This is a genomic window from Idiomarina sp. 28-8 (assembly GCF_000320945.2).
Classification (GTDB): domain Bacteria; phylum Pseudomonadota; class Gammaproteobacteria; order Enterobacterales; family Alteromonadaceae; genus Idiomarina; species Idiomarina loihiensis.
In genome coordinates, this window is record NZ_DF266791.1 from 289734 (window position 1) to 301625 (window position 11892).

At 47.7% G+C, this 11892-nt stretch carries 13 protein-coding genes and 1 other RNA gene; 5 read left to right on the forward strand and 9 right to left on the reverse strand.

Going from position 1 to position 11892, the window contains the following annotated elements; genetic code table 11:
* Positions 1-5 precede the first annotated feature (5 nt).
* The 8 genes from RJ32_RS09325 to RJ32_RS09355 form a co-directional block, all read right to left on the reverse strand.
* Positions 6-188, reverse strand: a complete 183-nt coding sequence (locus tag RJ32_RS09325) for an excisionase family protein (RefSeq protein WP_034821517.1) — start codon at positions 186-188, stop codon at positions 6-8.
* A 3-nt stretch (positions 189-191) separates the two neighbouring features.
* Entirely contained in the window at positions 192-533 is a 342-nt protein-coding gene (locus RJ32_RS09330; protein WP_051018761.1) for a hypothetical protein, read from the reverse strand.
* Between the two features lie 80 nt (positions 534-613).
* Entirely contained in the window at positions 614-865 is a 252-nt protein-coding gene (locus RJ32_RS09335; RefSeq protein ID WP_051018762.1) for a hypothetical protein, read from the reverse strand.
* A gap of 22 nt (positions 866-887) precedes the next feature.
* A complete protein-coding gene (locus RJ32_RS14545; protein ID WP_051018763.1) occupies positions 888-2408 on the reverse strand; it encodes a replication endonuclease in 1521 nt (506 codons plus the stop codon).
* A gap of 182 nt (positions 2409-2590) precedes the next feature.
* Positions 2591-2949, reverse strand: a transfer-messenger RNA (tmRNA) gene (gene ssrA / locus RJ32_RS09340).
* A gap of 101 nt (positions 2950-3050) precedes the next feature.
* Positions 3051-3704: an isoprenoid biosynthesis glyoxalase ElbB gene (elbB, locus tag RJ32_RS09345; RefSeq protein ID WP_034821520.1), complete on the reverse strand. Its 654-nt coding sequence runs from the start codon at positions 3702-3704 to the stop codon at positions 3051-3053.
* A gap of 35 nt (positions 3705-3739) precedes the next feature.
* A complete protein-coding gene (locus RJ32_RS09350) occupies positions 3740-4858 on the reverse strand; it encodes an NADH:flavin oxidoreductase (protein WP_034821523.1) in 1119 nt (372 codons plus the stop codon).
* A gap of 72 nt (positions 4859-4930) precedes the next feature.
* On the reverse strand, positions 4931-6073 hold the full coding sequence (locus RJ32_RS09355) for a peptidase C39 family protein (protein ID WP_011234894.1): 1143 nt from the start codon (positions 6071-6073) through the stop codon (positions 4931-4933).
* A gap of 121 nt (positions 6074-6194) precedes the next feature.
* On the opposite strand from RJ32_RS09355, the gene RJ32_RS09360 reads away from it, so the two are divergent.
* The 5 genes from RJ32_RS09360 (at position 6195) to purN (ending at position 11181) form a co-directional block, all read left to right on the forward strand.
* Entirely contained in the window at positions 6195-7646 is a 1452-nt protein-coding gene (locus tag RJ32_RS09360; protein WP_034821526.1) for a TrkH family potassium uptake protein, read from the forward strand.
* A gap of 16 nt (positions 7647-7662) precedes the next feature.
* Positions 7663-8694, forward strand: a complete 1032-nt coding sequence (locus RJ32_RS09365; RefSeq protein ID WP_034821529.1) for a DUF4118 domain-containing protein — start codon at positions 7663-7665, stop codon at positions 8692-8694.
* Positions 8691-9404 carry a response regulator gene (locus tag RJ32_RS09370; RefSeq protein ID WP_034821531.1) on the forward strand — a complete coding sequence of 238 codons (714 nt, stop codon included), beginning with the start codon at positions 8691-8693 and terminating at the stop codon, positions 9402-9404. Before RJ32_RS09365 ends, RJ32_RS09370 begins: the two co-directional genes overlap by 4 nt.
* An 83-nt stretch (positions 9405-9487) precedes the next feature.
* The gene (gene purM / locus RJ32_RS09375) at positions 9488-10543 is read left to right on the forward strand and encodes a phosphoribosylformylglycinamidine cyclo-ligase (RefSeq protein ID WP_011234898.1); all 1056 of its coding nucleotides are present in this window, start codon (positions 9488-9490) and stop codon (positions 10541-10543) included.
* Positions 10543-11181: a phosphoribosylglycinamide formyltransferase gene (gene purN / locus RJ32_RS09380; RefSeq protein ID WP_011234899.1), complete on the forward strand. Its 639-nt coding sequence runs from the start codon at positions 10543-10545 to the stop codon at positions 11179-11181. The genes purM and purN overlap by 1 nt, the downstream gene beginning before the upstream one ends.
* A gap of 111 nt (positions 11182-11292) precedes the next feature.
* On the opposite strand, the gene RJ32_RS09385 is transcribed toward purN, so the two are convergent.
* On the reverse strand, positions 11293-11892 hold a 600-nt coding region (locus RJ32_RS09385; protein ID WP_034821533.1), incomplete at its 5' end, for a DUF3108 domain-containing protein.

Here is an 11892-nt window from a genome sequence, read left to right on the forward strand (position 1 = left end):
ACACCTTATCCGTTACTTTCCACCCAGCGATAATAAGCATCTAGGTTTATGAAGTACTTTCCATTTACCTTTCGATACTCTCTAGCGAGCATCCAACGCCCCCGTTGAGCGTATGCATAAACTGCCTTTGGTGTGATTCCTGTTAATTCAGAAAAATGTTTCAATTTAACCCAGCGTGGTTGTGTCATGGTTTATTCCTCCCCGTTGTCGATTTCAGCTTTACGATCGACTTTCTGGCGACCCATGACGACATCCCAGTACTTCCCTATTGTCTGAGCAAACCGAAAACCAATGTTCCGTTTACTGTACTCAGTACTTTCAGGGCAAATATCTTCGTACTTCAGGCCAATGGCTTTTTCATATTTCTTCATGGTGTTCGCGCTATGCACCATACGCAAAACGCGCCAACCATATTTTTGACCAACTACAATGGCACCGATTGCGGTTTCAATGGTGCTGATATGACCCCGATAACTCTCGATAGAATCAATCAGCACTTGGTTTTGTTCGTCAGTAAGAAACTTAAACGTCATATTTAACCTCATATTTTATTTAACCTGAAATTAAATATATACTTGAAGTTAAACTTTGTCAAACTTGAGATTAAACTTTTTTACTCTGGAATACGCTCCTCTACGTAATTCAAACCAAGTTCTGAGCGCGTGAATTGACGTAACTCATTGTGAAACTTAACAATAACTTCGACTTCTTCATTCATGCAGAGAACGCCCACAATCAAACCAATATCTTCGAATCTTGGTGTTTTCAAATCGGCACGATGAATGGCCATATTCAGAAGTGATACAGCTTCGTCTATCTCAAATTCTTTCGTTTTATCTTTATCTACTATCAATTTTTGTTTCATGTTTTATGTTCCGTACAGTTATTTACACAAGTCCAAGACCACCGGTTCTAATGGGCTCCCCCTGTCGGGGGAACCCATTAGACTGCGGCGGTGAAGACACCACTTCCCAACCCTCGGAGCGAGTTATCAGAGCTTGGTGGCCTATTCTGATCCCTTTCATACTGGGTTGTTTGGGTTCACCGTATTTATTGCAATTACGGGAGTCGTTAGGAGGAATAATCTCACCTGTCGATTTATCAATGATTTCTGATTGCTCATAAATGGGTTTAATCAGATGATCTTTACGTGAGGTCTTAAAGCCGCCCATGACACGCCAGTACTCTGCCCAGTCGGCAGCGTCAGCGGCGATTCGGGCTGACTCTAAAATAGAGTTGTTACTTGCTGCTTTCAGACGTCGTAACTCGCGATAAACGCTGACACTCGGGCCACCAAACTGTTGAAACTGTCTAATGTGGTGGGCTGACGCCCACGCTCGGGTGCAGTCCGCGGCTAAATCGCCTGCATGCCTGCACCCCTCGCCCTCTTCTTTTAATCCTGTCATGCCTTTTGCCAGATATTTAGCTAGGTAGGATGCAGCAGAGCCGCGTTTACGGTCTATATCTTCGAATTGAACCCTGTGCTGTTCTGCTCCTTTCTCGTTGGCTGACTCTTGCAATGCATAGTGTTTAAAAACTTTTTTTATGTATTTCGCATGGCGTTTTTCGCAGTTCAGCAACAGATGCCAATGAGGTGTGCCGTCATGGTGAGGTTCAACAACTCGCATTCCATAGAAATCAATTCTTTTACGTTTCAACTTAGCGCGGATGCGTGACCACTTCGTATTAAAGTGCTCCATGCACTCTTTTACTGTCGCCCCACAATACTTTCCGTTAATTCGTCCTGTCTTTTTCAGGGTCGCGTGCATGTAGCCAGGCACGGTCATCGAGACCATCATTGAATGATGCCCCTGCTCTTGAGCAACTATATCGAAGCCTTTTACGCGACTTATCCATTCGCAGAAGCGAACGTAAGGATTTGAAACGTTATGCTCGGATATTTCTTTAAGGGAGACTTTTTTACCGTCTGGACTCTGCAAATAGTGACGCTCTAAATACTCAATAGCCTGTTGCTCACTGACTTTGTAATCTGAGTAGGTAATGTCACCGCAATACTTTTGGGTTCTCGCGGAGACAAGACCCATAGCCCTCTCTACTTCAGCAATGACTTGTTTGCGCTCACGGCGAAGTAGGCTCAGCCAAAATTCTTTATTGCTCAGACGTGTCCTGAGTTCTTTCGGAGTATAGTTGAGCTTAGCAAACCCATACGATTCAAACTCGCTTACCGCTTCACTGGAAGTAAGTTTTTCAAACTCGAAGACCAGCTTAGTTGCTATTGCTTTAAATCCACCATCAGCCAACAAGTTAATTTCTTTACGGTGGGTAAAATCTCGTAGGTGCTGGAAAAAGTAATGTGCTTTTTCTTCTTCAAATTCCTGCTGTGGTTTAAGTACTTTATTCAGCAGTGATAGCTCGGTGAACTCGTAGCTATCCCCAAAAGTTTGCATAACGCTTCGCCAGTTTGCAGGCAAAAAGTTGGCGCCCCGTTGGCAAAAGTTGGCTTCAGGTTGGCAAAATTGAGGGTATTTCTGAGTACTTGAGAGTAATTGACGAACAGAGTCGGTTAAGCTGGAGAGCTTGCCATACGTGGGAAAGAAAGAAACGGCGCGGTGTGCGCCGTTCTCGGAATTGGTGGAGCTGGCGGGAGTTGAACCCGCGTCCGCAATACCTACATCCTCGGTCCTACATGCTTAGTCAGTCTTTTAGTTAATCAGTGTGACGCCGACTGACAGGCTTCACAACTGACGAGTCCGATTGGTTTTAACGCTTCAGCTCCGGACAAAGCCTCCACGCGAGTCTACATTAGTTTGAGCCATCCTGGTCCGGTCTCGCAGACAAAGCGCCGGGGGATGGGCTTAGCGGGTTATTAAGCCGCTAGAGCGTAGTTGTCGTCGTTTGCAACTATTAGGTTGAGGCTTTTTACGAGGCCTGCCTCACCTCGGCATGCACCTTGGGTTTCGTGTATCCCGTCGAATCCAGATCAGCCCCAAAGCTATTACTTACGTAACTTGTGTACTATAACTCAGACACCGCTTAAGTGCTATAAGTTCTGCACTCAAGCGGTTATTTATTGGACGTTAAGTCAGGTATTAGGCCGCCATATACAAAACTTTTTCAACCAGCTTGCGAATGCCCTCTTCGGCATCAGGCAGGTTTTCAGCCAGCATATAAGCCGGAGTGGTAACTAGCTGGTGCTTGTCATCAACAACAATATCACGAACACCACAGTTGACGTGCTCACCGCCCATTTTATTAATGGCACTGGCAACTTCTCCGTCGTTACCAATAGTCACTTTCACACCCTTTCCGTAAATGTGCGGCAACAATACAGGGGAAATGCACATATAGCCCGCGGGTTTCTTCGCTTCAACAAAGGCTTTTCCAACTTTCAACACCTGGTCGTTTACCGTCATATCGGCACCTTTAACGGCAAAATCACAGAAGTTTTTGGCAACACCAAAACCGCCCGGCAATATTAACGCGTCAAACTCTGCTGAATCTAAATCAGTTAAAGGTTTGACCTCACCGCGGGTAATACGTGCAGCTTCTTCCAGAACATTGCGCTTATCGCCGCTTTCCTCACCCTTAAGGTGGTTAATGGTGTGCATTTGTTCAATGTCTGGTGCAAAGCATTCGTAGCTGGCACCCTGCTTTGCTATGTGCAATAGGGTTAATACAGCTTCGTTCACTTCGGCTCCGTCAAAAACACCAGAGCCGGATAAAATAACTGCTACTTTTTTCATAGTCGAAACCTCCTGTCCGCTACTTAAAATTCGCTTTAATCCTGTTCAATGTGCGCGTCGTTTTCATCGCGCCACTTCCACTCATTCTCAAGTGTAGCGGTTGGTTGCAGCATGGCAAAATCTAACTGGCGTATTGGCTCGGAAGACTTAATGCGAATTGGAAAGTCCGGATTCGCTAACGACGTTTTCGCCATAGCCAGCAAAGCATTAGGATAATGCCCCGCGACATGCTCATAGTTTTTCTCGCTAATACCGCCATTTACAATTAACGGAATGTCCGAAAACTCCTGCACAATGTCGCCCAATGACTTATTACTGCCACCTTTAAATGGCTTACGCATTACGTCCGTATCTGTTGTGTGAATGTAATCCACTCCAGCTTTCTCCATCGCCTTCACCACTTTTATCATGGCGTCCTCGCCTTCCGGCCACTGATAATCAGAGTCAGTCACGGTAATTTGGCTTAAACGCACACCGACAATGAAGTCGTCGCCTGCGGCGGATTTCGCGGCCTTAACCACTAATTCCAGAAAATGCATGCGTTTTGCCATGTCTCCGCCCCACTGGTCAGGGCGCTGGTTAAAGTAGTCACTTAAAAACTCATTCAGTAAGTACCCATTAGCTGCGTGCAACTCAACCCCGTCAAAACCGGCCTCTTTAGCCCGGTTTACGGCACCGACAAAACCGTTCATAACGGCATCAAAATCGGTTTCATCCATGGCTTTCACTTCAGGCCAGCCGTCGGTTTTGCCATACAAATCCAGCGGTTCACCTTTAGGCTTTACTTCGCTGGGCGCAATGGGTGTATCGGTGTATTCATTGTGCTGGAACTGAGCGCCAGCATGCATCAACTGCATAATGAACTTGCAGTCATGTTTGTGTACTCGTTCGACAATTTCTTTCCAGGCGTCGGTTTGTGGTGCGTCGGTAATGCCCGGCTGATTTTCATACCCCTGGCTTGCCTGCCGGTCTGTGTATACGCCTTCGCTGATGATCATACTCCAACCACCTTTCGCGAAACGCTCGTAATACTCGCCCATTAACTCCGTTGGCTTGCCCTTCTTGTCGGCACTGGTTCGTGTCATGGGAGCCACAACAAAACGGTTTTCAAGCTTGTGGCCTTTTAATTCAAAATCATCAAATGCTGAACTCATACGGAATTCCTTTTTCATCTAATACTGTTATATGACTTTGAGCATAATTACGCAGAATTCAAGGGGAATTGATCACTTTGTTGTTAAATCAGCTGAAAGTACAACCGCTGCTTTTTGCTTACGACCACCGTAGCCAAAGGCTTTGCTGAAGGTACTTATAGGCACAGGTAAATACTGACGTTCGGTAGGAGATTCCCAGGGTAAAGTGTCGTAATCGGGGTCGTTTATGTAGATAAAGTCATCGTCGGCCGCGCAAATTAAGACCCAATGCGGTGCCCTAATACCGTCAAACTGATAAGTAGAGATAAGCACCATAACCAGACAGCCCTGGCTTAAGTCCTCTTTTATTAACGTCACGTCATAGTCGCGTACAACAATGGGAACACCATGTTTTTCCAGGTAGGTCATATCGGCCTGCTGTATGCGCTGCATAACCGTTTTTTTCTGCTCTTGACGAACCGAATCCACAAATAGTGGCTGGTCGGTATTCACTTCCACCCGAACTTTCAGGCCACGCTGAAACGCCGCCCGCGCCAGCCCATGAGGGCCACAGCCGCCGTGCCCGGAGGTCATATAAATGGTCGTCGCCTGACGCCAAATTTCCAGCTCTTCGGCTTGCGGGTCGCTACTGGGCCGGCCGAAGTAGTCCATAGCCATTAGCAGGCTTGCGGGGCCGCAGGTAAACTCCGTCGACTGGGTCAGCATAGGAACGTATTCTTCGGTTGCTCCCACGCCCGCATCTTCGCCCATTTCGTAACGAGGCAACAGTTTTTGCAGAACCAGAGCATCTGTCGATTGCGATGCAGAAGGCGGGAAATAGGCTTCGCGCAGCTCTATTGCACGGAAGCCTTCGCTGTTCATCAGCTGTTGCCCTACTGTATTAGAGGTTGCTACCTCGGTACGTAAAAACAGGGAGTGTCGTTCATCGGCCAGGTCTTCTGCAGCTTGCAACAAACGTCGACCATAGCCTTTACTACGATGTTCCTTTTCGACAACCAAAGCATAGAGTCGAGCCAGATTTGTATTATTTCGGTACAGGACAACGGTATAACCAATGACCTTTTCGTTCAGCAGTAACACCTGAAAATCGGCGCTAGGCGACTCAATAAACCGCCGAAAACTGCGCTTACTGATCGCATCTTCGGGGAAAGTGACAGCTTCTAGCGCCGCTACCGCGTCTAAATGCTCATTACGTGCCGGTTGAATACTGGCCATAAAATAAACCCCTTAATTTTACGCAGATTTTACGCCTAAAGACGCTTTCGGTATAGAGATTTTACGCCCTGCAGAATTACCCTTAGCAATAGAAAAAGTCGGTTCGTCGCATGAGGTAACAGTGAATCTAAAAGCAACGTTGCGCCTATTAACCTGGCCTATGATCTGGATTGCCTCAATTCAGTGTTTTTTTGGTTTGCTTTCGGTTTTTGTCTTTAGGGACAAAACCTTTACCGACTTTATTTATTCCTCTTTGCTCTGCCTTGTTCTCGCGCTCTTTCTATTCATACGCACTAATAACGGCGAGCAAAAGAAAATCTTTTTCCGCGAAGCCTTGGCGTTCGCTTCATTCACCTGGATTTTAATAGGCGTTCTGGGAGCATTACCCATTATGTCCGTTACCGGGGTTAGCTTTACCGACGCAGTATTTGAGTCGGTCAGCGCTATGACCACCACCGGTGCCACCATTCTCACCGGCCTTGATGAAATGCCCAAAAGCTTTTTACTGTACCGCCAGTTTCTGCAATGGATGGGCGGGCTCGGTATCGTGATTTTTGTAGTCGCCATTCTTCCCATGCTAAACGTGGGTGGCATGCGCCTGCTTAAGGCTGAAACTCCGGGTCCCATTAAAAATGAGAAGTTAGCACCACGTGTTGCGAGTACAAGCCGTTACCTCTGGTTAGTTTACCTGTGCCTGACAATAGGCTGTGCCGGCAGTTACTGGTTGGCCGGAATGTCTCCTTTCGATGCCATAGCCCATAGTCTGACGACCGTATCAACCGGCGGGTTTTCGCCCTACGACGCCAGTATGGGCCACTTTCAGCAACCAATTATTCTTATAGTTGCCGATGTGTTTATGATTCTGGGGGCTATCAGTTTTGCCCTGCACCATAAACTGTTTACAGCCAGAGCCATAAGTGGCTACTGGAAAGACGAGGAAACTCGCTGGTTTTTAATTGCATTGGCCGTTTTCAGCGTTATTCTTACCGCTCTGGCATTTAACGCTCAAACTCATCATTCCTTCGGGGAGTCTCTGAATCAGGCGGTTTTTCATGTCGTTTCCTTTATGACCAGTACCGGTTACGGTGCCGATGACCTCTCTGCCTGGCCTGCGGCTACCGCTGGCTTTTTAGTGGCAGCCAGTTACCTGGGCGGCTGCGCCGGGTCAACTGCCGGAGGCAACAAATTTATCCGTAATGTCATTACCTTACGCATCCTGAAACACCAAATGCTACAGGCCATCCACCCGCGTGCCATTCTGAAAGTGGTGTATCAGGGAAAAGCGGTGACTAACGACGTGATTCAGGCGGTAATGAGCTTTATGCTAATGGTCGCAATTAGTTCCATGGTGCTTACCCTCATACTGATGCTGACCGGGCTGGATTTTTTCTCGGCATTTACCGCCGTTTCGGCGTGTCTGAACGTACTTGGTCCGGGTTTTGGCGAAGTTTCCAGTAACTTTATTCCGGTATCAGACACCGGAACCTGGGTACTGACGTTAGCAATGATTTTAGGACGCCTTGAATACTTTACTTTGCTAACATTGTTACTTCCTCAATTCTGGCGGGACTAGCACATGAGATTAGAACATGAGTAAACAGCCCTGGTTAGGTTACCTGGCCTCCGTTGCCATCACCGGCACCGCGGCGGGTCTTGCTTACCTGCTCGATCACTGGTTATTGCCCACCTCCGGCACGGTACTCATTCTGCAACTGGCGGTGTTGCTTATTGCATTTTTAACCAATTTTCGCGCGGCACTACTTGCCGTTGTTCTGGCCTTGCTGCTGTTTAATTTTTTATTTACAGAACCGCGCTATTCGCTGCACATGACTGACATAGACGAAATGGTTACTGCAATTGTATTTATTGCCGTGGGCGTTATTACCAGCCACTTAGTCACCTTGTTCAGAAACCAAAAAGAAAGCTTACGTCAGGCCCAGCTGCGCTCAAACATTCTACTATCGGTTTCACACGACCTGAGAACCCCGCTGGCCAGCGTCATTGGCAATTTAAGTACATTGCAGGCGTATCAGGAGCGTTTGCCGGAACAAGAACGGGCCGAACTGTTGCAGGGGGCGCTGGATGAAAGTGACCGCCTGCATCGTTATATCGAAAACCTTTTACAGGCCACACGACTGCAGCACGGCGAAATTCGTCTGACTCATGCAGTGCAGGATATTCGTCCGGTTATCAGTAAAACGCTTTCGCGCTTTGCTTCACAAGAACGGTTACTGGTTAAAGATAACCTGCAGCACGCTATGGTTGAGGTTCAGTCCTCGCTGCTGGAGCAGGCATTGTTTAATGTCATTGATAACGCTATGCGCTTTTCCGGCGAGACAGCGCCGGTTACTTTGTCACTGTCAGAAACTGACAAGTTCATTGTCATTGATATTAAAGATGAAGGCCCCGGCATAGAAACCAGTAAGCGCTCGCTTGTATTTAATGTTTTTTATTCGTCGCGCGAGAAAGACTCAGGCACTGGCGGAACCGGTCTGGGTCTGTCCGTTGCTAAAGGAATAATCGACATTCATAACGGCCAAATAAGTATTGAAGAAAGCTCTGATGGCTGCCTTGTCCGAATTAAATTACCACGCGCCAACATCACAGAGGAAGTCTCATGAATGCACAAGCCCGCACCGACGGCCCCCGCATTTTAGTCATTGATGACGAACCACAGATACGACGCTTTATGCGCGCCTCGCTCACCGCCGAAGGTTATACCTACCTGGAAGCGGCGACAGCCGGGCAAGGGATAAAGCAGATTACCAGCCAGAACCCGCATTTGGTTATTCTGGACTTAGGCCTGCCTGATGCTGACGGCTATCAGGTTATGCGACAGCTGCGCGAATGGAGCCAGGTGCCGGTACTGGTGCTGACAGCGCGTGATGACGAACTGCAGAAAGTGAAACTACTGGAAGGCGGTGCTAACGACTACCTGACCAAACCCTTTGGTATTCGGGAGCTTATGGCGCGTATTCATGTTTTATTGCGCGACCTCTCCGATCAACAACCCACAGCAGAAGCCCAGCTTCGTTTTGGTGAGTTAGTCATCGACCGCGAGCAGCACAAAGTGTTTCTGCAAAACGAAATAGTTAACTTGTCCCGTAAAGAATACGCCTTACTGGATTTCTTAGTCAGCCACCCGCAAAAACTCGTTACTCAGCAACAGTTGCTGGAGAAAATTTGGGGCCGAACGCACCAGGAAGACACCCACTATTTGCGTATTTTTGTCAGCCAGGTACGTAAAAAGCTCAAAGATGACCCGACACAGCCAAAGTATATAGAAACAGAACCCGGTGTCGGCTACCGGTTTATCGCAGAGAAATCCTGACACAATAGTGTAGTCATAAGCTACCTTTTGCAGCCTAAATCGTGTTAAACTTGCGCGCAAATTTTGCCAGTCGGGATTATTCTGTGAGCGATAAAAAACCTTCTTTAAGTTATAAAGACGCGGGCGTCGACATTGACGCTGGTAATGCATTGGTTGAACGTATTAAAGGCGTTACCAAGCGCACGCACCGGCCTGAAGTCATGGGTAACATTGGTGGGTTTGGTGCTCTGTGTGAAATTCCGGCGGGTTATAAACAGCCGGTTTTGGTGTCCGGCACCGACGGTGTAGGTACCAAGCTGCGTTTAGCCATAGACCTTAAGCGCCACCGCGGTGTGGGTATCGACTTGGTTGCCATGTGCGTCAACGACCTTATTGTACAGGGTGCTGAGCCGCTGTTTTTTCTCGACTATTATGCAACCGGCAAACTGGACGTAGACGTAGCAGCTGACGTGGTTGCCGGTATCGGCGACGGCTGTGAACAGTCGGGTTGTGCTCTTATTGGTGGGGAAACCGCAGAAATGCCAGGCATGTACGAAGGCGGCGATTATGACTTAGCCGGTTTCTGTACCGGTGTGGTGGAAAAGTCTGAAATTATTGACGGCACCAAAGTTGCCGACGGCGATGCCTTAATTGCTCTGGCTTCAAGCGGACCTCATTCAAATGGTTACTCGCTTATTCGCAAAATTATTGAAGTGAGCGGTGCCGATTTAGAGTCTCATCTGCAAGGCAAAACACTGGCTGATCATTTATTAGAACCTACCCGCATTTACGTTAAACCGGTTCTGGAGCTGATTAAACACGTACCTGTACATGCATTGTCACACATTACCGGTGGCGGCTTCTGGGAAAACATTCCACGCGTTTTACCGAAAGGCAGCAAAGCCGTTATTGATGGCAACAGCTGGGACTGGCCAGTTATTTTTGACTGGTTAAAAGAGAACGGCAATATCAGCATGAAAGAAATGTACCGCACCTTTAACTGTGGTGTGGGTATGGTTATTGCGGTACCCAACGAGCAAGCAGATAAAGCCATTCAAATTCTGACAGACGCCGGTGAAGACGCCTGGAAAATTGGCCGTATTGCAAACGCGGCTGAAGGCGAAGAGCAAGTCGACATTCTGGCCGACGAGACTCACTAATGAAACGTATTGTTGTACTAATTTCAGGTACCGGTAGTAATATGCAGGCCATTCAACAGGCCTGCGAAGATGAAAAAGTAACAGGTGAAATCGTTGCGGTTATTTCCAATAAAGCCTCGGCTAAAGGCCTGGAAAAAGCTGCTGCTAAAGGCATTGATACCGAGGTATTGAGTCATAAAGAGTTTGACTCTCGCGAGGCTTATGACGCCGAACTGAAGTCGCTGATTGACAGTTATCAGCCCGATTTAGTGGTTCTTGCTGGCTTTATGCGCATTCTGACGGGTGAGTTTACGCGCCACTACGAAGGCCGCATGTTCAACATTCACCCTTCTCTTCTTCCTAAATATAAAGGTGTGAATACGCACCAGCGGGCATTAGACGCGGGCGATACCGAACACGGCGTGAGTGTGCATTTTGTGACAGAAGAACTCGACGGTGGCCCAGTGGTATTGCAGGCTAAAGTACCTATTTTTGAGGGCGACACAGTGGAAGAAGTTCAGGCTCGCGTGCACGAGCAGGAACACCGTATTTATCCGCTGGTGGTTAACTGGTTTTGTCAGGAGCGTCTTAAGCTGCAAGGCGGTCGCGTTACACTAGACGGCGAAGTCCTTGGCGCTCAAGGCTACGCAACCGAATAATTGCGTAGCCTGACATTTATGTCAGGTGAGGTATTGAACATTGAACCTGACATGAATGTCAGGCTACATAAATGCCAGACCAGATACATATCGTGTCAAACAAGCACTAGTTTACATAGACAAGCTTTTCAGTGACATGGTGGCCTGCTCGTCACCTTCTTTAAACTGCTGCATTTTAACCATGACGTAATTTAACTCCGGCGCGAACCAGAAAAAGGTCTGGCGCCGGTTATTGTCTCTTATGCGCCCAACTTTTATTGCTTCAACCTCACCGTAAGGCAACGACAACTCTTCTGTTGTCAGCACCTCAAAACGGTATTCGTCTTCTTGACCTTTTTCATCAACCAACCGGTACTTAAAAGTTTCAGCTCCGCTGGCCAAATCTACACGTAATTGTTCGGTCACATTGGCTTCATCAAATAACGCGTCTTCCCAGTTCACACCCAGCATGCGTCCGGTGTCCACATTACGAACCTTTTTCTCATTCGGTTTGAATTCACCATGAAAGGACTTATCCGATCCGGTGCCGGTTCTCATGTAAATAAATTCGCGAGGCTCCAACCGGCTATTCTCTTCATCCACAATAAATACTGAACGAGCTTCACGGGTGTCCGACAAAATAAACCAGGAAATATCCGACTTTGTTCGCAGTTGCCATTCGTCCTCCGGCGACACCTCAAGATAACGGTAACCTTCCCCATACTCGCTGTC

Excerpts from the sequence above, each read along its gene's own strand:
- RJ32_RS09325 (WP_034821517.1), bottom strand. The coding sequence starts at position 188 with ATGACACAACCACGCTGGGTTAAATTGAAACATTTTTCTGAATTAACA.
- RJ32_RS09330 (WP_051018761.1), bottom strand. The coding sequence starts at position 533 with ATGACGTTTAAGTTTCTTACTGACGAACAAAACCAAGTGCTGATTGAT.
- RJ32_RS09335 (WP_051018762.1), bottom strand. The coding sequence starts at position 865 with ATGAAACAAAAATTGATAGTAGATAAAGATAAAACGAAAGAATTTGAG.
- RJ32_RS14545 (WP_051018763.1), bottom strand. The coding sequence starts at position 2,408 with ATGCAAACTTTTGGGGATAGCTACGAGTTCACCGAGCTATCACTGCTG.
- elbB (WP_034821520.1), bottom strand. The coding sequence starts at position 3,704 with ATGAAAAAAGTAGCAGTTATTTTATCCGGCTCTGGTGTTTTTGACGGA.
- RJ32_RS09350 (WP_034821523.1), bottom strand. The coding sequence starts at position 4,858 with ATGAGTTCAGCATTTGATGATTTTGAATTAAAAGGCCACAAGCTTGAA.
- RJ32_RS09355 (WP_011234894.1), bottom strand. The coding sequence starts at position 6,073 with ATGGCCAGTATTCAACCGGCACGTAATGAGCATTTAGACGCGGTAGCG.
- RJ32_RS09365 (WP_034821529.1), top strand. The coding sequence starts at position 7,663 with ATGAGTAAACAGCCCTGGTTAGGTTACCTGGCCTCCGTTGCCATCACC.
- RJ32_RS09370 (WP_034821531.1), top strand. The coding sequence starts at position 8,691 with ATGAATGCACAAGCCCGCACCGACGGCCCCCGCATTTTAGTCATTGAT.
- purN (WP_011234899.1), top strand. The coding sequence starts at position 10,543 with ATGAAACGTATTGTTGTACTAATTTCAGGTACCGGTAGTAATATGCAG.